This window comes from Janthinobacterium sp. SUN128 (genome assembly GCF_030587275.1).
GTDB lineage: Bacteria > Pseudomonadota > Gammaproteobacteria > Burkholderiales > Burkholderiaceae_D > Janthinobacterium > Janthinobacterium lividum.
The window spans coordinates 201,589-220,641 of sequence record NZ_JAPWHY010000001.1 but is presented as its reverse complement, the minus strand read 5'-3'; the positions used below and the strand labels follow the sequence as shown (position 1 = coordinate 220,641).

The window sequence follows — 19,053 nt, the reverse complement described above, 5'->3', positions numbered from 1 at the left end:
TTGTTGTTAGTTATTGTTTTGGGGCTTGCTGATTGGCACGGTCGAGCTCTTCGCGCATGACGCGGATGTTCTCGTTGATTTCATCGGCGGCGCTGGTGGCCTTGGCCGAGTTGGCCTTGCTTTGCGCCAGCTTGGCATCGGCTTGCGCCTGGTCCGCCAGGTCGCGCGCCGTCTTGTAGTCGCGGTCTTTCAAGGCCTGGTTAGCCATGCGCATTTTTTCGCGGGCCGAACGCATTTCATCGGGAGCCAGGTCGGCGGCACCGGCGCTGGCAGCGTTATCGACGGCGGCGCGCGACACGGCGACATCGGCCGTGGCAGGCGTTTTCAGGCTGGAGCAGCCCGTCATAAGAACGACGGCGGTGGCGCAGGCGGCCAAGGCGGCCAGTGGGGAAATCTTGAAATCTCGGTTTGTCATTTTTCTTCTCCTGGAGAATGTTAAGCAATAGGGTTTATACGTCGGTGGATCTGGAATCAGGAACTGCGTTTGATGTATGACGTTATAGGCTCCGGCTCCCCGCATATCCGTTCGGTGCCGCACATAGGGTAAGAAATCGACAATACTTGCATGGGCAACGTGCGCCAGCGCACGTGCCCGCCAGCAAAACCTGAAACAGGCCCGGCTTTGAAGCGATTCCTGTAGCATCGCAACTACTTGTCCAGAAAGAATCAGCTTATGCCGCTCTCCCGCCGTCAGAAAATCGCCCTCGCCAGCACCGCCGTGCTCATCGCCCTGCCCGTCACGGCTTCCATCATCGTGTTAAACATGGACTGGAACCGCGCCAAGCCCTGGCTCAATGCGCGCGTCAGCGATGCATTGGGAAGGCCGTTTGCCATCGAGGGCGACCTGGCGCTGACGTGGCAGCAGCCAACGGCTGGCGGGCAAAAAACCTGGCGCGACTATCTGCCCTGGCCGCACCTGCAGGCAAAGGACGTGCGCCTGGGCAACCCGAGCGCCATGACGGACACGGATGGCCAGGCGCAGCTGGCCAGCGTCAGCCAGCTGGCGTTCTCGCTCAATCCGCTGGCCCTGCTCGACAAGAAAATCATCATCCCGCAATTGCGCTTCGACACGCCGCAGGTGCGCTTGCTGCGCAACAAGGATGGCAAGAACAACTGGACCTTCGACAAGCAGGACCAGCCGTCGCCTTGGCAGCTGGAATTGCAAAGCGTGGTCTTCAGCAAGGGCACCGTGTACCTGGACGATGGCGTCAGCAAAACGGCGATGCGCGCCGATGTCGACACCATCGCGGACGATGCGCGCTACGGCATCGCCTGGACCTTGTCCGGCAAATACCATGGAGAAAGCATCAAGGGTGGCGGCAAGGCCGGCGGCGTACTGTCGCTGCAGCAGCAGGGCACGCCCTTCCCCATCCAGGCAGACATGCGCGCGGGCGGCAGCAGCGTGGCCATCGAAGGCACCCTGACGCGCCCGGCCAACCTGGCCGCGCTCGACGTGCGCCTGAAGCTATCCGGACCCAGCATGGCGCGCCTGTATCCATTGACGGGCGTGCTGTTGCCGGAGACGCCGCACTTCAGCACGGAAGGCCATTTGACGGCGATCCTGGCGCCCCGCGGCGGCGAGTGGGTGTACGACAAGTTCAGCGGCAAGGTGGGCTCCAGCGACGTCCAAGGCAAGCTGGCCTTTTCCGCCAGCACGCCGCGCAAGCGCCTGACGGGTGAAGTCCACTCGCGCCTGCTGCAATTTTCCGATTTGGGTCCGCTGGTGGGCGCCGATTCCAGCGCCAGCAAGAAGGAACGGGGCGTGCCATCGACGCAGCCGGCCGGCCGGGTCTTGCCGGTGGAAACCTTCAAGACGGAGCGCTGGACCAGCCTGGACGCCGACGTGCGCTACACGGCCGACAAGATCACGCGCGATGCCGAACTGCCGATCAGCAAGCTCGACACGCATGTGGTGCTGACGGACGGCGTGCTGTCCTTGACGCCGCTCAACTTCAACGTGGCGGGCGGCACCCTGACGTCGCAAATCAAGCTCGACGGCAGCGGCAAGGTCATCGCCAATGGCATCGCGGCAGAGCTCAAGGCCAGCGCCCGCCATCTGCACATCCAGCAGCTGTTTCCCCGCCTGCCGGCCCTGCAAGCGAGCGTGGGCGAAATCAATGGCGACGCCTCGCTGTCGGCGACGGGCAATTCCGTCGCCACCCTGCTGGGCAGCTCGAACGGCGAAGTGCGCGCGCTGATCAACCGTGGCAGCATCAGCAAACTGCTGCTGGAAGAAATGGGCTTGAATATCGGCAGTGTCGTGCTGGCCAAACTGGCGGGCGACAAACAGGTCAGGCTGAACTGCATGGCCGCCGATTTCGCCGTCACCAAGGGATTGATGCGCACGCGCCAGTTCATCGTGGACACAGATGACGCCGTCCTGAATATCGACGGCACGGTGAACCTGGCCGATGAACGGCTGGACCTGACCCTGCGGCCGGACAGCAAGGGCTTGCGCATCTTTTCGCTGCGCTCGCCCCTGTATGTGCACGGCACCTTCAGCAAGCCCGACGTGAGCGTCGACAAGGGCGTGCTGGCCCTGCGCGCCGGCGGCGCCCTGGCGCTGGCCGTGGTGGCGCCCGTGGCGGCGCTGCTGCCGCTGGTCAATACCGGCCCCGTCGAGGACAGCGAATGCGCGGCACTGCTGGCCCAGGCGCGCGTGAAACCGGTGGCGCCGAAACCTGGCAAGGCGCCGCGCAAAAACCGGTAAGTCACACGTAGCCGTGCACGATTACAATTGTTACACCCCTATGTGCGTTGCCGAACAGACCCTGCCTTGCCACAATCCTATTCTGTAATCGTGCCTGAAACACCCAAGACGTGGCGATACGAAGTCTCACCGGCCCATACCATGCCGGCGCCACGAGGTCCGAATTCATAGGAGAACTATCATGCAAATCATTAAAAAAATCGCCGCTACCACTTCCGTTGCCGCCCTGCTGCTGAGCTTGACCGCTTGCGCCAACATGTCCGGCCAGGATAAAAACACGGCCATCGGCGCTGGTGTCGGCGCCGTTGCCGGCTCCGTGCTGACGGGCGGCAGCGCCGTCGGCGCAGTCGGCGGCGCCGCAGTCGGCGGCGTGATCGGCAACCAAGTCAAGCCGAAGTAATTATTGATCGAGAAAGCGGGGTGGGTGCCCAGGCGCCCGCCCCGCTTTTTTGCGTCTGCTGCAGAAGGATGAACGCCAGCAGGAAGAATCAGACGAAGACGTTGGCCATGCCGATGGCGCCGCTATCTTTGACCAGCTCGTAGCAGCGGCAGGACACGGCTTCCAGCCCCGCCGAATCGAGGATCTCGATATTGCCGCGGCTGTAGGTGATGAGTTTTTGCTGTTGCAGCGCGCTGGCCGCCTTGGTCACGCCGACCCGCCGCACGCCCAGGGTGTGGGCAAGAAATTCATGCGTGAGGTGAAATTTTTCCGACTGCAGGCGGTCGCGCGTGATCAGCAGCGAACGGGCCAGGCGCGCCTCGAGCACGTGGAAGCGGCTGCACACGGCAATCTGGATGGCTTGCGCCAGCAGGGTGTCCGTGTAGCGGTACAGCAAACGCTGCAGAGACTCGAGCTGGGCGAACTCGGCGCAGAACTCGGCCCGCCCGATGCGGCTGGCCGTACCGGAACGCTGCACCACGGCACGCACTTGCGCCAGGTCATGACCGAGCGCGACGGACGCGCCCAGGACGCCCTCGCGGCCGACGGAGCCCACTTCCAAGGTCATACGGCCTTCCGCCACGGCCAGCAGCGAGATCAGGCAATCGCCAGGGAAATAGATGTGGCCGATAGGCTGGCCCGGTTCGTACAGCACCTCGCCCACCTCGACCGTGACGGTATCGAACAGCGCCGTCAGGTGCCGCAAGTCGTGCTCGGGCAGGCTGGCCAGCAGGCGGTTGCCGGCGTCAAGCGCGCCCGCGGGCGAACCCAGGCCGGATCGGCCTGTATCGCGGGACAGGGTCATGCTGGCAGTCGTTGGTGGCATTGCTTTTCCTTGGTGTCGTTACAACTCGACATAATTTTTACTTAGCCTACGGTGCAGTACCGGCCCTGTATGTACGGTGACGCACGGAAGCGGAGCAAGCGGCACAGCACACTGGCAATACACGCACAGAACAAGCATCAACAAACAGAACACGCAGCACCCTTTATTTAAAATAACCAAGGAGCCTTCCATGACTACCACCACCAAATCCCTCCATCCGCTGGTGCTTGCCGCCGCCGTCGCCGTCCTGCTGTTTTGCGGCGTCGGCACGGCTGCCCTGATGGGCTGGCTGCCTTCGTCCCAGGGCGATAGCCAGCCACTGGCGGCCAGCACCTCGGCCGAACAAATGGCCAACCTGCAGGCAAACCAGCCGCCAGCAAACTTGCAACCGGCCAGCGCGCAGCCGCTGGCCGCCCTGCCGCCACAGCAGCAGCAGCCAGTGCGCCAGCCGCAACCGCAGCAACCGCAGCAACAATACGCGGCAGCCCCGGCGCCGCAGGTGTGCGCTAATTGCGGCGTGATCGAAGCCATCCATGAAGTCAATACACGCGCCGAAGGCAGCGGCGTGGGCGCGGCTGGCGGCGCCGTCGTCGGCGGCTTGCTGGGCAACCAGGTGGGCGGCGGCCACGGCAAGCAACTGGCCACCGTGCTGGGCGCCGTCGGCGGCGCCGTGGCCGGCAACCAGATCGAAGGCAGCGTGCGCGCCACGCGCAGCTACAACATCGTCGTGCGCCTCGATAACGGCAAGACGCGCACCGTGCACCAGAGCGCCGCGCCAAACTGGCGCCAGGGCGACCGCGTGCGCGTCGTCAACGGCGGCTTGCGCGCCATCGGCTAAGGCATGGACCGCAGCGCTGCCGCCGCTGCAATAAGTTGCAAATTCAACACACGCCCGGCCTGTCCGGGCGTTTTCTTTTTAGCAATGTTCGTTGGCGTACAGATGAGCTTGCCGTCCCGCGAGATGATGCATTCAGGAAAGTTCAACGAAACGTCATCAAGGAGTAGCCATGCAAGACGACAAGGCAGGCAGCAACAGGATCTGGCTGGGCTTTATTGGCGGCGGCTTGCTGGCCACCGCGCTGGGCTTCTGCGCGCTGGACCTGGCGCCCGAAGCGGGCGGCCCCGTGTTCGGCGTCATGCTGCTGCTGACGGGCGGCATGGTCAGCTGCCTGGCCGGCGCCGTCGGCATGGCCGGCATGCTGGCATGGGTGCCGGGCATGGCCGATGAACACGCCGACCGCTCACGATAGTTGAGTCTTGTGTACGACAGCGTACAGAACGCAAGGGAAACAAAGTAGACACTTAGTCATGGCATCAGCGTTCAGCGACCCAGTCGCCGCGCAATGACAAGAACCGATGACGGCGCCACGCGCCAGCGCCTGCAAGGCCAAGGCCGTTGCCGTCATCCACACATTACTCTCGGAGGACACATCATGCTGTATACAATCGCCGTCGTACTCATCATTCTTTGGCTGCTGGGCCTGGTAACTTCCTATACCATTGGCGGCTTCATCCACATACTGCTGGTGGTCGCCGTGATCATGGTGCTGCTGCGCCTGATCAGCGGACGCGGTTTATAGAGGCCAATTTACTGGCCAGACGGGGCGGCGCGCGTGCGAACGGGCGCCGCCCTTTTGCCTGTAGTGCGCGCACACTGGCACGCCGCGCCATTTTGCAGTAACGTGTGCAGGTAATTCCTGGGTATGTCCCAATAACAAAACAAGGAGAAAATCCATGAAAGAAGCATTCAAAAAAGGCCCTGGTGCCAAATCCCTGATCGGCATGCTGGTGATCGCATTGGCCGCCAGCGGCTGCGCGGACATGTCCGCCACGCAACGTGGCACGGCCACGGGCGCCGGCGTCGGCGCGGGCCTGGGCGCCTTGATCGGCGGCACCACCGGTGGCGGCAGCAGCGGCCGCACGGCCGGCGGCGCCCTGATCGGCGCAGCGGCGGGCGCCGTGATCGGCAATATCTGGTCGAACCGCATGGAAAACCAGAAGCGCGCGATGGAACAAGCGACACAGGGTACTGGTGTGCAAGTGACGCAGACGGCCGATAACCGCCTGAAAATGGAAATCCCCAGCGATATTTCCTTCGACACCAACCGCGCCGACATCAAGGGCAATTTCCGCCCCATCCTCGACCGCTTTGCCGCCACCCTGAACGAAAACCCGAACACCACGGTCAGCATCATCGGCCATACGGACAGCACGGGCAGCGCTTCCATCAACGAGCCGCTGTCGGTGGAACGCGCGGCCCACACGCGCGACTACCTGTCCATGCGCGGCGTCTCGCCGACCCGCGTCGTCACGGAAGGCCGCGGCGCCCGCGAGCCGATCGCCTCGAATGCGGATGCATCGGGACGCGCACGCAACCGCCGCGTGGAAATCTACGTAGCAGAGCTCGCTCCCCGCTAAGGTCGGGAAATCGCCATAAAAAAAGCCCGCTGGCAAATAACTTGCCAGCGGGCTTCTTTATTTAAAACAGCTTACTTCGACGTCGTTGCCTTGGCGCCGCTTTCACCCTCTTTCGCCACCTTGGCAAAGTCGCCGGCCACCACCACCGAGACGGCCGATGGCTTCAGGTACTCGCGCAGGCCCTGGTTCACTTGCGCCAGGGTCAAGGCGGCCACTTTCGCTTCCAGGTCCTTGTCGTAAGCCATGGTACGCTCTTCGGCAAGGTAGCCGGCCAGTTCGCGCGCCAGGCCGCTGTCCTGCGTGCGGCCCACTTCCTGCGATTGCAGCCAGCCTTTCTTCGCTTCGGCCAATTCCTCTTGCGTGAAGCCGTCGGCCAGGGCCTTGGCGATTTCCTCGCGCAGGGCCGCTTCCACCTTGACCGTGTTTTGCGGCGCGCTGATGGCATACGCCATCCAGTAGCCGGCCGGTTCGCGCGACGGGATGCTCACTTGCGAACCGACGCCGTACGACAGGCCTTCCTTCTGGCGGATGCGGTCGGCCAGACGGCTGCGCAAGGCGCCGCCACCGAGCATATGATTGGCGATCAGCAAGGCGGGATAGTTGGCGGCGTCATCCCTGAGGGGAATCGGCTGGATGGCGAACAGCACGCTGTTCGCCTTGTCCGGCGTTTCCAGGGTGACTTTTTCGCCGCTGACAGGCTTGACGGCATCCAGTATGCGCGCATACGGCTGCTGCGCCTTCCAGTTGCCGTACAGGCCGGCCACTTGCGCCTTCAGCGCGGCCGGGTCGAAGTCGCCCACGGCAGCGAAAGTCGCGTTTGCCGCGCCATAATAGGCGCCATGGAAGGCTTTCACATCGGCCACCTTGATGGCTTTCCATTGCACCAGTTCGGCCGGCAAGGTGGCCACGTGGCGCACATGGCCTTCCGGCGTGGCGTCGAGCAGGCGGCGGAAGGCGTTCACGGCCAGCGGCTGCGGCTCAGGCAACTCCTGCTCCGCGCGGCCGACGCGCTCGCGCTGCAATTCCAGGAATTCCGTCTCGTTCAAGGCCGGCTTTTGCAGCACTTGCGCCAGCAGGTCCATGGCGGCCGGCAAGTTCTCGCGCTTGCCATTCAGCATGGCGGTGACGCCCTCGGCGCCGCCCGTGATGGCGACCTGCATGCCCAGCTGGTCGAACTTGTCCTTCACTTCCTGGCGCGACAGTTTATCCGTGCCGCGCGACAGCAGATTGGCCGTGTAGACGCCCACTTGCGCCTTGCCGCGCAAGTTTTCTTCGCTGCCGATCTGCAATTTCAACACAACGCTGACCGTGCTGCCCTTGGTTTTCTTCGGCAGCAAGGCTCCCTTCAAGCCATTCGGCAAGGTGAAACGCTGGGTGCGCGCTTCGATATTGTCGGGGCTCGGGTCGAACGCTTCGCCCTGCGCCACCACGGCGCGGCCCGTGTAGCCGGCCAGTTGCGGCGCCACGTCGGCATAGGCCGGCACGACGGTGCGGTCCGGCGCATCGGTAGGAATGAAGCGGCCCAGGGTGCGGTTCGAGCTCTTCAGGTATTTCTCGGCAGCCGCCTGCACCTGCGCCGTCGTCAGCTTGTCGAGCTGGTCGCGCTGCAGGAAGAACAGACGCCAGTCGCCGGCCGCCAGGGACTCCGTCAGGGCGATCGTCATGCGCGCCGTGTTCGAGGTGATCAGTTCCACCTGCTTGTTCAGCTGCTGTTTCACGCGCGCCACTTCCGCATCCGTGATGGGCTGCGATTTCAAGTCTTCCAGCACTTTCAGCATGGCCGTCTGCGCCGCATCGAGGTTGCCATCGAGCGGCACCAGCGCGCCGAACAGGTTGTAGCCCGGCTCCAGGTTGCTCACGGAGTTGTATTCGATCTTGCTGGCCAGCTTGGTTTCCACCAGCGCCTTGTGCAGGCGGCCGGCCGGCGCGTCCGTCAGCACGTGACCGAGCACCTCGATGGCGACGGCGTCCGGGTTGCCGGACGGCGCCACGTGGTAGCCGGCGCCGACGAACTGCGTGCCGCCGCTGCGGCGCACCGTCACGGCGCGCTCGCCATCCTGCACGGGTTCAGCCGTGTAGGTCGGCTCGATCACGCGCGTCGGTTTCGGGATCTTGCCGAACAGTTCATTGATCTGTTTCAAGACCTTGGCTTCGTCGAAGCGGCCCGCCACCATCAGCACGGCATTATCGGGCTGATAATATTTGTGGTAAAACGCGCGCAGACGGGGAATGTTCACCTGCTCGATGTCGGAACGGGCGCCGATGGTCGACTTGCCATAGTTGTGCCAGTCGTAGGCGATGGCCTGGATGCGCTCGCTGGTCACGCCGATCGGGTCGCTCTCGCCCATCTCGAACTCGTTGCGCACGACGGTCATTTCGCCCTTCTGCGTCTTCGGGTTCCACAGGTCGTTCTGGTCGATGGCCGCATTGACCATGCGGTCCGCTTCCATGGCCAGCATCTGGCGCAGGTTATCGTCGTTGGCGGGGAAGGTCGCATAGTAATTGGTGCGGTCGTACCACGTGGTGCCGTTGAAATCAGCGCCCGTCGAGTTCAATATCTCGACGGGGGTCTTGCTGCCCTTCTTGATGCCGAAGTTGGCGCTGGGCTTGAACAGCAAATGCTCGAGCAAGTGGGCCATGCCCGTTTCGCCATAGTTTTCATGGCGCGAACCGACCAGGTAGACGATATTGGTGGTCAGGGTCGGCTTGCTGGCGTCCGGGAACAGCAGCACGCGCAAGCCATTGGCCAGGCGGTATTCGGTGATGCCTTCGACGGACGTGACTTTGACGGCGGCGGCACGGCTGGGTGCAGCCTTGCCGGCTTTCTGGGTCGGCGCCGCTTCCACGGGGGTGGCGGCAAGGATGAACGATGGCGAGAGGATGCCGGCGGCAAGCAGGAGGGCGGTAATGGGTTTCAAGGCAGAGTCCTGGTAACACTACGTTATAGACGTGCGCAAGCAAACGGCGCAGGCGCAATGTGATACGAACGCAAGAATAGTCACGGGGCCCGCGCTGCGTCTTCGCCGCCACGTGAAATTATTGCTATTTCATAATTTACGGCATACGTATCACTATTGCAAGCCTCTGTCATCAAGCTGCCATACAGGCGTGTTATACTCGACCGTTCCAGAACTATCTGCCTGTATATGAGACGAGCTCTCGTCCTGCTCTGCCTTTTTGTTTTCATCGCGTTACCCCAGGCGTTTGCCAGCATGGCTTACGCCAGCCCTTCCCCATTCCAGCATGCAATCGCGGCCGGCGCTAGCGCCACGCCCGCCTTCAGCATCGATTGTGCCGATGCCGGCCTCCATGCGGGCCTGCCTGGCGACAGCTGCGATAGCTGCAGTAGCGAAGAATGCGACAACGACCCCATCACGCTGTACCCGAGCTCGCGCCAGGCCGTGCCGTTTTACGCCATCATTTGGCAAGCGGGACCGGGCGCACTTGCCGAAGCGGACGTGCGGCTGGCCACCCGGCCGCCGCGCGTCCGCCCCTGAAGACATGCATGCAGCACCCACGCGCCCGGGGCTTTAGCCGCCAGGCACGCTTTACACTGATCGACTTTACAAGGTTACACACATGGAATGGTTATTTGACCCGACAATCTGGGTCGGCCTGCTGACGCTGGTCGTACTGGAAATCGTACTGGGTATCGACAACCTGATTTTCATCGCCATCCTGGCCGAGAAACTGCCGCCGCACCAGCGCGACAAGGCTAGAGTGCTGGGCCTGACCCTGGCCCTCGTCATGCGCCTGGGCCTGCTTTCCCTGATTTCCTGGCTGGTCACCCTGACCACGCCATTGTTTTCCATATGGACATTCTCGTTTTCAGGGCGTGACCTGATCCTGCTCCTCGGCGGCCTGTTCCTGCTGTTCAAGGCAACCAGCGAGCTGCACGAGCGCCTCGAAGGCATCACGCACGCCCAGACGGGCCCGAAGGTCTATGCCGGCTTCGGCCTGGTGGTGGCGCAGATCGTCGTGCTCGACGCCGTCTTTTCGCTCGACGCCGTCATCACGGCCGTCGGCATGGTGGAAAACCTGTACGTGATGATGGCCGCCGTCGTCATTTCCATCGTCGTCATGATGCTGGCGTCGAAGGTGCTGACGCGCTTCGTCAACGCCCACCCCACCGTCGTGGTGCTGTGCCTGAGCTTCCTGCTGATGATCGGCCTCTCCCTGGTGGCCGAGGGCCTGGGCTTCCACATTCCGAAAGGATATCTGTACGCCGCTATCGGTTTCTCGATCGTCATCGAATTCTTCAATCAATTGGCGCGCCGTAACTTCCTCAAGCTGCAGTCGAACGCCCCCCTGCGTGACCGCACGGCGCAAGCCGTGCTGAGCCTGCTGGGCGGACGCAAGGGCCGCGAAGCCGTGGAAGAGCACGAAGTCAAGGAAATGCCCGATGTCTCCGCCTTCGGCGTGGAAGAGCGCAACATGGTCAGCGGCGTGCTGACCCTGGCCGAACGCTCGATCCGCTCCGTCATGACGCCGCGCGGCGACGTGTCGTGGGTCAACCTGAACGACAGCAGCGAAAAGATGCTGCAACTGCTGCGCGACACGCCGCACAGCATGATTCCTGTCTGCAATGATGACCTCGACAATGTGGTCGGCATCGCGCGCAGCAAGGACCTCATCGAGGATCTGGTCTCGCGCGGCAAGATCGACCCGGACAGCATGCGCGAAGCCGTCGTCGTGCCGGAAGCGGCCGGCGTGCTGAAAGCCATGGAAACGTTAAAGCGCTCGCGCGGCCAGCTGGTGCTGGTGGTCGACGAGTTCGGCACCGTGCAAGGCGTGCTGACGCCGATCGACATCCTAGAAGCCATCGCCGGCGAATTCCCCGACGAGGACGAGCAGCCCGACGTGGAAGTGCTGGGCCCCGGCCACTGGCGCATCGACGGCGCGACGGACCTGCATTATCTGGAGCAAGTGTTCGAAACGGAAACCCTGGTCAGCGAAGACGGCGAATACAACTCGCTGGCCGGCTTCCTGCTGGCGCATTTCGAAAACATGCCGGCCGTGGGCGAAGTACTGGAGCTCGATGACTTGCGCTATGAAATCATCGAGGCCGACGAGCGCCGCATCGCCTGCGTGGACGTGCGCCGCATCGAGCCCGATCACAGTTTGTAACACAATGGCAAGCGTGCCCCGCTTGCCATGCCGTATGCTGGGGTCTGCCCATACCGGAGACCCCACAATGAAAAAATCCCTGCTACGCCTGACCCTGCTGGCTTGCGCCGCCCTCGGCGCCCACGCCAATGCCATGGCCGCCTCGCAGTCCGCCACCATCAAGCCGGGCCTGTGGCAAGTCGACAGCAAGATGGCGTCGCCGGACGCCGCCACCGACAACGCCATGTCCATGGTGCTGCAGCAACTGGGCAACCTTCCTCCCGATCAACGCAAGCAGCTGGAAAGCATGGCGGCCAGCCGCGGCATGGCCATGCCCACCGTGGGCGCCGATGGCGCCGTGCGCGTGACGGCATGCGTGACGCCGGACATGGCGGCACGCAAGCAGATTCCCACGGGCCAGCCCGGTGACTGCAAATCGAAAAACACGGATATCGCGGGCGGCATGAATGTCTCGTTCACTTGCGCCAATCCGAAATCGAGCGGCGAAGGCAAGGTACTGTTTACGGGCGACCAGGCGTTCAGCATGCAACTGGCGGTGACCACCAGCGCGCGCGGCACGCCGGAACAGGTAAATGTGACGAGCAACGGCAAATGGCTGGGCGCAAGCTGCCCTGCCCCATCGGCGACCGCGGCTCAGAAACCGTGACGGAAGCCGAGATTAAACGCCGCATCGCCATGCCCCGAATCGCTGGCATTGCCCACCGTGTAGCGGGCGCCGTTCTTGTTGTGGATCTTCGCGTAGGACGCATAGAAATCGCTGCGCTTTGACAGCGAGTACGTGAGGCCGACGGCCATCTGGCTGGCGTCGCGGTTGGCCAGGTCGCGGTCATCCTTGCGCACCCAGGACGCCAGCAGCTTGAAGCCGCCTGCGGGCACCGATACGCCCAGCAAGGTGTCGCGGCTGTCAGACGACGACATCGACAGGGCCAGCGAGCTGTAGGCATTGTTCGGGTCCCATGGCGAGCTGCCATAGCCCTTGTTGATGCCCACGGCGGCAAAGGCGGTGGCCACCTTCAGGTCGATATTCGCCGCGATCAGGGTGTTGCGGGCAGACATGTCGATGGCGGGCAAGGTGCCGGAAGCGAGGATGAGGTTATTCTTGCGCTGGTGCGACACGCTGACATTCACGGCGCCGGCCGAATAGCCGAGGGTGGCGCCATACGCGCGGTTGTTGGCGTTGCTGTACGGCGACTCGCCAAAGCTGTAGATGGCGCTGGCAGTCACGCCGCGCAAGGCGGGCGTCACGTATTTGACGGTATTGTCGTAGCGTTTCACGCTGTAGCCGGCCAGGTTGCTGGCGCTGCCGGCCATGCCGCCCTTGAACGGGTCGGCCACATCGGTCAGGGTCAGGTATTGCAGGTTGTACTGGCGCCCCAGGGTCAGCGCGCCCAGGCGGCTGTCGAGGCCCACGTAGGCCTGGCGGCCGAACAGGCGGCCCTCTTCCGACTGGCCCGTGTCGTTCTGGATGCCCGCTTCCAGGGTAAACACGGCCGTGACATCATTACCCAGCGCCTCGCGGCCCTGCACGCCCAGACGCGAACCGGACGCGACACCGCCCGACACCTTGGCGCCGGCGCAATTGGCGGCACAGCCCCGCTCGGCCACGATGCCCGCGTCGAGCACGCCGTACACGGCAACGTTACTGGATGCGGCACTGCCTGCGCCATCGGCAGCCTGGGCCGTCGCGCCCAGCGCGAAAGGCCCCATCCCTATCACAGCAAGCGCAAAATACGAGGTCTTCATGATAAATATCTCGGTAACGTGAATTGAAACTTCCCGGTATTGATCAGGACATGCGCTGTGTGTCTGATCTCAGTGTTACCTTATCCCCGCTTTTTGTCCAGCGTCCGTGCGTTGTACAACAGAAACTTCAGCTTAGCCCAGGAAAAGAGTCGCACACTGACAACACGCAATATTGACCATGATTCAGCTAATTTGCGGCAAAATGGCGTTAAATGCAGGCCCTGCCGTAAAGCAATGTTCGGTGGCGAAAGTTGCGCGATTTGACGCAGGCGGTACACTACTGGTTTTACCGACAGCGGCTCGCCCGTTTTTTCTGCATGCTAGCTATCCTCGAACGCATTGACCCCAACTCCAGCAATATCGACTTGCTGGTGGAATTATTCAACTCACTGCGTCCCAAGCGCTCCCACGACAGCGCTACCGCGATTGCCAACGTGCGCACCCTGCGCCAGCTTCTCAAAGGTAACCCCGCGCAAGCGCGCGCCCTGCACGAATACGTGCTGCGCGTGCTGGCCGCGCGCCGCCACGCCAGCCTGTACACCGACATCGGCGTGCTGTCGAACAGCGGTTTCTTCACGGAATTGAAACGCCGCATCGCCTACCGCATGCTGCCGCCCGCCCTCGGCGACGAATATCTGAATGACGCGCTCGATCAGGTGCTGTACCTGAAGACCGATTATTTGTGGATCAGCAACGTGCCCGCCACGGACTGGCTGGAACTGTTCGACGTCCTGACCAGCGACGAGATCGAACTGGCCGTAGGCGATGGCAATATCATGCTGCCAGGCATGCTCGACGCCATCCGCACCCTGTCCTACCGCGTCTGCGCCATGGGCCTGGAGCCGGAACTGACGCGTTTCCACAGCGAAATCGAAGTGTTCCAGTCGCCGTTCATGGTGCAGAACACGGAAGTGAATGCCTACCTGGACGCCTACACGAATTTGCTGCACGGCGATCTCGAGCACATCGAGGACGCGCGCCACCTGCTGGTGATGCTGGACCAGTGCGATGCCGTCATCGCCAAGATCCGCAAGAAGGCGCTGTACCAGGGCACCAGCATTCCCCTCACCTACCTGCTGGTGGCCTTGGCGCAAAGCATCGACCGCCTGCGCAAGCTGCTGTTCCTCGTCGACACGAGCGGCGAGCTGCCTGCCTCCAACAACGTGGACATCGCCGCCATCACGGTCGACGCCACGCAAGACTTGCTGTACCCGCAGCCCGTCAGCCGCCGCCGCGCGGGCGCCGTCGGGCTGGCGCTGGAACTGATACGCGCGCACAACCACAAGTACAAGGTCAGCGACCTGTTTTCCGACAATATCAACTTGCTGGCGCGCAATGTGACGGAAAACGCCAGCCGCACGGGCGAGCACTACATCGCGGAAAACCGCCGCGAAATGGGCGCCATGTTCCTCTCGTCCGCGGGCGCGGGCGTGATCATCGGCTTCATGGCCCTGTTCAAGATATTGATGTCCTACCTGCGCTCGGCGCCGCTGGTCGAAGCCTTCATGTTCAGCATGAATTACTCGATCGGCTTCATGTTCATCCACTTGCTGCATTTCACGGTGGCCACCAAGCAGCCGGCCATGACGGCGTCGCGCATCGCCGCCGGCCTGCATAGCAAGGATGGCAGGAATATCGACCTCGACAGCATGGCGGAACTGATCAACAAGGTCTTCCGCACGCAAAACATGGCCGTGCTGGGCAACCTGGCGACCGCCATTCCCACGGCTTGGCTGATCGCGCTCGGCTACAAGGCGATTACAGGACACAACCTGGTGACGCCAGAGAAGGCCATGCATTTGCTGCACGATATCGACCCCATCGGCAGCCCCGCCATCTTCTACGCCATGATTGCCGGCGTATGCCTGTTCGTGGCCGGCCTGATTTCCGGCTACTATGACAACCAGGCCCTGTACACGCGCTGGGCGCAGCGCATCGCGCAATTGCGCGGCCTGGGCCGCGTGATCGGCCAGGAACGCCTGCAGCGGCTGGGCATGTACCTGGAAAACAACCTGGGCGGGCTGATGGGTAACTTCTATTTCGGTATCCTGCTGGGCTCCATCGGTACCCTGGGCTTTTTGATCGGCTTGCCCATCGATATCCGCCACATCACCTTCTCGGCCGCCAACTTCGCCACGGCCCTGGTGGGCCTGGACCACAACATGAGCTGGCAACTGGCCGTCAAGTCGCTGTCGGGCATCTTCGCCATCGGCACGGCCAACCTGCTGGTCAGCTTCGGCCTGGCCCTGTGGGTGGCCCTGCGTTCGCGCCAGGTGCGCTTCAAGCACGGCATGCAGTTGTTGAAGATACTGGGCAAGCGCTTCCTCCGGTCGCCCATCGTCTTCTTCTTTGGTTCAAAAAACCCGCCGCCACTGGCACTGGCCGATGATTCGGCAAACCTGTCACCCACCACCAAGGCTCAAAAATGACCGCTCGGCGCATGCAACCCTGCCTCACCGCCCTACTGCTGTGCTGGACCCTGGCTGCATGCGCCTCGCTGCCCAATGTCAAGAACCTCAACACCACCCTGGAGCCGGTGGCCAAGCCCAAGGTGATCACGGGCAAGGGTGCCGTGCTGAACGTCAACAGCCGCGCAGCCCTGCTCAACAAGCGCTGGGCCAAGTCCGGCATGGACTTGAAAACCCAGGCGGCGCTGGAAGAGGCGGCAACGGGCGTGCCTTTGATCAAGGGCAACAAGGTGACCCTGCTGTTTGACGGCCCGCAAACCATGGCCGCCATGTTCCAGGCCATCAGCGAAGCGAAGAACAGCATCAACCTGGAAACATATATCTTCGACCAGGATCCGCTGGGCCTCAAATTTGCCGACATGCTGATCGAAAAGCAGCAATCGGGCGTGACGGTCAACGTCATCTACGACAGCGTGGGCACCCTCGGCGTGCCGCAGGCGTTCTTTGACCGCATGCGCGCGGCCGGCGTGCACCTGGTGGCCTTCAACCCCGTCAATCCCGCCAAGCTCAAGGGCGACGACTGGAAGATCAATAACCGCGACCACCGCAAGGTGCTGATCGTCGACGGCAAGATGGCATTTACAGGCGGCATCAATATCAGCGATACCTATGCGAAAAGCTCGCTGTTCCGCTCGAAATCGAAACCCACCGACAAGAAGGACGTGGGCTGGCGCGATACCCATGTGAAGGTCGAAGGCCCGGCCGTGGCCGCCTTCCAGTGGCTGTTCATCCGCACCTGGGCCCAGCAAGACCAGGCCGACTTGCCGGACGCCAATTATTTCCCAACCTTGTCGGAAGTGGGCGACAAGCTGGTGCGCGTGGTGGCCAGCGAGCCGGAGGGCGGCTTCGAGATCTACAAGGCGTATATCCTGGCCATCCAGGAAGCCAAGAAATCCATCCACATCACGTCCGCCTATTTCGTGCCCGACCAGCAGACGGTCGACGCCCTGATCGCGGCCGCGAAACGGGGCGTGGACGTCACCGTCGTGCTACCGGGCGTGTCCGACAGCGGCCTCGTATTCCATGCGGGACACGCCCTGTACGACCAGCTGCTGGCCGGCGGCATCCGCATCTTCCACTTGAAACTGGCCGTGCTGCACGCCAAGACGGCCGTCATCGACGGCGCCTGGTCGACTGTGGGCTCGACCAACATCGACATGCGCAGCTTCCTGCATAACAGCGAGCTGAACGTGATCGTGCTGGGCGACAGCTTCGGCAGGGAGATGGAAAACGCCTTCCAGGAAGACTTGCGCGACTCGGAAGAAATCACCAGGGCGAAATGGGAAACGCGGCCGATTGCCGACCGCATGAAGGAGTGGGCGGCGCGCTTCATGAACTACTGGCTGTAGCGGAGTAGCCATCAAAAAGTCCAGGGCGTTGTTGCATTGCCTCGCCGTACTATTCGTACTGTCTTCGGCAACGCGCCTAGCCCTGGCCATTTTGCCGGCCACTCCGACGACAGGTGCAGGTCGGTGTAGGTTGGCGTAGGTCGGATTAGCGCAGCGTAATCCGACATCACCACAGCTATTACCAAAGCCAACAATAGCGTCGGATTACGCACGGCCTTGCCCCGCTCATCCGACCTACAGCGGCCGCAAGCTGGCCCACACCCCGCCCTGGCGCTCGAACGCTTCCGTGCTGACCTTTTCAAAGTCGCCGCTGTCCTCATTCCAGCTGTAGCGCTCGACGCGAATACAACTATTTTCCACGCGCAGCACGTTGAAGGAGTTCGACTCGCCCCGGCCCCGCGTGGACGTGGCCGTGCCCGCCTGCACCATCAGGGCAGCGTAGCCGGCGATCTTGTAGCGCTCGGCCGTGCTGCCCGCCACGCTGGCGTGCAAATGCCCGGCCAGCAGCAAATCCACACCGCATTCAGAAAACATTTGCAGCGCCTGCGGGGCGCGGTCCACCAGGTCATCCTCGTCGAAGTGCTCGGGCAAATCAAATGGATGGTGCGTGACGATGATGCGCGTCAAACCGGGCGGCAAACTGCGCAGGCGTTCACGCAGGAAATCGATCTGCTCGTGGCTGATGCGGCCATCCTTGAACGTCATCGAGCGGGCCGTATTGATGCCCAGCACGGCGATTTCCTCATCCACATATTCGGGCGACAAGTCGTCCGTCACATGGCGCCGGTACTTCACCAGCGGCGTCAGGAAGCGGGAAACGACGTTGTAGAGTGGCACGTCATGGTTGCCCGGCACGACGATCTGCGGCCCCGGCAAGCTGTCGAGAAAATGCCGTGCTTCCTGGAACTGGGCGCTGCGGGCGCGCTGCGTGAGGTCGCCCGAGACCACCACCACGTCCGGCTCCAGGCGCTCGACGAGCGCGCGCAGGGGCGCCAGCAGGGCCGCATCGACCCTGCCAAAATGCAAGTCGGACAAATGCACGATGGTACGCATGGCGTTCTCCTAGCTGGCTGCGGGTACGGGCGCCGGCACGATCACATCGAGCGCGGCCGTGCGGATGCGGTAATGCAGCGGCGTATTCATGACGGTCACTTCGCCATCGGTGGCCACGCGCAAACGGCGGTGTTGCGTGGCAATCTCCAGGTCGGTGGCCGTCAACACGTCGAAATCCTTGGCCTGCGACAACTTGCCAAACAGCGCATGCAGAGCCAGCTTCAGCAAGCCCAGGCGGCCCGGACGCTGCGCCACGTACAAGCTCAGCTGGCCGCCGTCGAGCCGCTCGCGCTCGCCGATATTCAAGCCTTCCATCAGGTATTCATTATTGCCGATGAAGACGAAAGGCGTGCGCCGCGCATGCACGGCGTCGTTGAGTTTCAATTGCACGCTGAGGAATGGGTAGCGGCGCAGAGCGGCCACCAGCGCCCAGCTGAAGGCCAGCCACTTGCCCCGTCCCAGCCGGCGCTGCTGCTTTTCGCGGTCGCGCACGATATCGGGATACAGGCCCAGGCTGGAATTGTTCAGGAAGATGCGGCCATTGACTTCGCCCACGTCGACCTGGTGCCGCACGCCCTGCGCTACATTGGCAATGGCCGCATCGAGGTCGAGCGGGATATTCAAATCCTTGGCGAAATGGTTCAGCGTGCCCAGCGGCAAGACACCAAACGGCGTGCCGCTGCCGACAACGACGGATGCGACGGCATTGATGGTGCCGTCGCCGCCGCCGGCCACGACGATGGGCGCGCCATCGCGCAGGGCTTGCTCGGCCGTGGCGATCATGTCGGCGCCGCTTTGCGCCAGGGTGATGGCGGCGTCGAGTCCCACGGCGGCAAAAGCCGCTTCGAGCTGCTGCGCCCAGTCGGGCGCATAGCCGCAACCGGCGCCCGCATTGATGATGACTGCAATCTTGCTCAGGA

The 19,053-nt window shown here is 62.9% G+C and carries 17 protein-coding genes; 11 read left to right on the top strand and 6 right to left on the bottom strand.

Features of this window, described 5'->3' with window-relative positions:
- Positions 1 to 10 precede the first annotated feature (10 nt).
- Positions 11 to 415 carry a DUF4398 domain-containing protein gene (locus O3297_RS01135; protein WP_070224911.1) on the bottom strand — a complete coding sequence of 135 codons (405 nt, stop codon included), beginning with the start codon at positions 413 to 415 and terminating at the stop codon, positions 11 to 13.
- A gap of 258 nt (positions 416 to 673) precedes the next feature.
- On the opposite strand from O3297_RS01135, the gene O3297_RS01130 reads away from it, so the two are divergent.
- Positions 674 to 2,710, top strand: coding sequence for an AsmA family protein (locus tag O3297_RS01130; RefSeq protein ID WP_305047523.1), 2,037 nt, complete (start codon positions 674 to 676; stop codon positions 2,708 to 2,710).
- A gap of 181 nt (positions 2,711 to 2,891) precedes the next feature.
- Positions 2,892 to 3,110 carry a glycine zipper 2TM domain-containing protein gene (locus tag O3297_RS01125; protein ID WP_034758955.1) on the top strand — a complete coding sequence of 73 codons (219 nt, stop codon included), beginning with the start codon at positions 2,892 to 2,894 and terminating at the stop codon, positions 3,108 to 3,110.
- 88 nt (positions 3,111 to 3,198) lie between these two features.
- Here the strand turns inward: O3297_RS01125 and O3297_RS01120 are convergent, their stop codons facing one another.
- Positions 3,199 to 3,975, bottom strand: a complete 777-nt coding sequence (locus O3297_RS01120; RefSeq protein ID WP_305047522.1) for a Crp/Fnr family transcriptional regulator — start codon at positions 3,973 to 3,975, stop codon at positions 3,199 to 3,201.
- 190 nt (positions 3,976 to 4,165) lie between these two features.
- Between O3297_RS01120 and O3297_RS01115 the strand changes: the two genes are divergently transcribed.
- The 4 genes from O3297_RS01115 to O3297_RS01100 all read left to right on the top strand — a co-directional run bounded on the left by O3297_RS01115 (position 4,166) and on the right by O3297_RS01100 (position 6,393).
- Entirely contained in the window at positions 4,166 to 4,813 is a 648-nt protein-coding gene (locus tag O3297_RS01115; protein WP_305047521.1) for a glycine zipper 2TM domain-containing protein, read from the top strand.
- Between the two features lie 169 nt (positions 4,814 to 4,982).
- Positions 4,983 to 5,225: a hypothetical protein gene (locus tag O3297_RS01110; RefSeq protein WP_034786348.1), complete on the top strand. Its 243-nt coding sequence runs from the start codon at positions 4,983 to 4,985 to the stop codon at positions 5,223 to 5,225.
- A 183-nt stretch (positions 5,226 to 5,408) separates the two neighbouring features.
- On the top strand, positions 5,409 to 5,555 hold the full coding sequence (locus O3297_RS01105) for a lmo0937 family membrane protein (protein ID WP_010396376.1): 147 nt from the start codon (positions 5,409 to 5,411) through the stop codon (positions 5,553 to 5,555).
- Positions 5,556 to 5,757: 202 nt separating this feature from the next.
- Positions 5,758 to 6,393, top strand: a complete 636-nt coding sequence (locus O3297_RS01100) for an OmpA family protein (protein WP_034786394.1) — start codon at positions 5,758 to 5,760, stop codon at positions 6,391 to 6,393.
- 71 nt (positions 6,394 to 6,464) lie between these two features.
- On the opposite strand, the gene O3297_RS01095 is transcribed toward O3297_RS01100, so the two are convergent.
- Positions 6,465 to 9,311, bottom strand: coding sequence for a pitrilysin family protein (locus O3297_RS01095; RefSeq protein ID WP_305047520.1), 2,847 nt, complete (start codon positions 9,309 to 9,311; stop codon positions 6,465 to 6,467).
- Positions 9,312 to 9,605: 294 nt separating this feature from the next.
- Here O3297_RS01095 and O3297_RS01090 point away from each other — a divergent pair, with 294 nt between their 5' ends.
- The 3 genes from O3297_RS01090 to O3297_RS01080 all read left to right on the top strand — a co-directional run bounded on the left by O3297_RS01090 (position 9,606) and on the right by O3297_RS01080 (position 12,166).
- Positions 9,606 to 9,890, top strand: coding sequence for a hypothetical protein (locus O3297_RS01090; protein ID WP_305047519.1), 285 nt, complete (start codon positions 9,606 to 9,608; stop codon positions 9,888 to 9,890).
- An 82-nt stretch (positions 9,891 to 9,972) separates the two neighbouring features.
- Entirely contained in the window at positions 9,973 to 11,520 is a 1,548-nt protein-coding gene (locus tag O3297_RS01085; protein ID WP_034786355.1) for a TerC family protein, read from the top strand.
- A gap of 67 nt (positions 11,521 to 11,587) precedes the next feature.
- On the top strand, positions 11,588 to 12,166 hold the full coding sequence (locus O3297_RS01080; protein ID WP_034786358.1) for a DUF3617 domain-containing protein: 579 nt from the start codon (positions 11,588 to 11,590) through the stop codon (positions 12,164 to 12,166).
- Here O3297_RS01080 and O3297_RS01075 read toward each other — a convergent pair.
- Positions 12,154 to 13,263 carry a porin gene (locus O3297_RS01075; protein WP_305047518.1) on the bottom strand — a complete coding sequence of 370 codons (1,110 nt, stop codon included), beginning with the start codon at positions 13,261 to 13,263 and terminating at the stop codon, positions 12,154 to 12,156. The two genes, O3297_RS01080 and O3297_RS01075, sit on opposite strands and share 13 nt — an antisense overlap.
- A 317-nt stretch (positions 13,264 to 13,580) precedes the next feature.
- On the opposite strand from O3297_RS01075, the gene O3297_RS01070 reads away from it, so the two are divergent.
- Positions 13,581 to 15,692 (top strand): site-specific recombinase, encoded by a 2,112-nt coding sequence (locus tag O3297_RS01070; protein ID WP_305047517.1) that lies wholly within the window; start codon positions 13,581 to 13,583, stop codon positions 15,690 to 15,692.
- 11 nt (positions 15,693 to 15,703) lie between these two features.
- Positions 15,704 to 17,080 carry a cardiolipin synthase gene (cls, locus tag O3297_RS01065; protein WP_370385374.1) on the top strand — a complete coding sequence of 459 codons (1,377 nt, stop codon included), beginning with the start codon at positions 15,704 to 15,706 and terminating at the stop codon, positions 17,078 to 17,080.
- Positions 17,081 to 17,314: 234 nt separating this feature from the next.
- Here cls and O3297_RS01060 read toward each other — a convergent pair whose 3' ends face one another.
- Both O3297_RS01060 and O3297_RS01055 read right to left on the bottom strand, forming a co-directional pair.
- The gene (locus tag O3297_RS01060) at positions 17,315 to 18,133 is read right to left on the bottom strand and encodes a metallophosphoesterase (protein ID WP_305047516.1); all 819 of its coding nucleotides are present in this window, start codon (positions 18,131 to 18,133) and stop codon (positions 17,315 to 17,317) included.
- 9 nt (positions 18,134 to 18,142) lie between these two features.
- Complete coding sequence (locus tag O3297_RS01055; protein WP_092612656.1) at positions 18,143 to 19,051, bottom strand: diacylglycerol kinase family protein; 909 nt, start codon at positions 19,049 to 19,051, stop codon at positions 18,143 to 18,145.
- Positions 19,052 to 19,053: the final 2 nt, after the last annotated feature.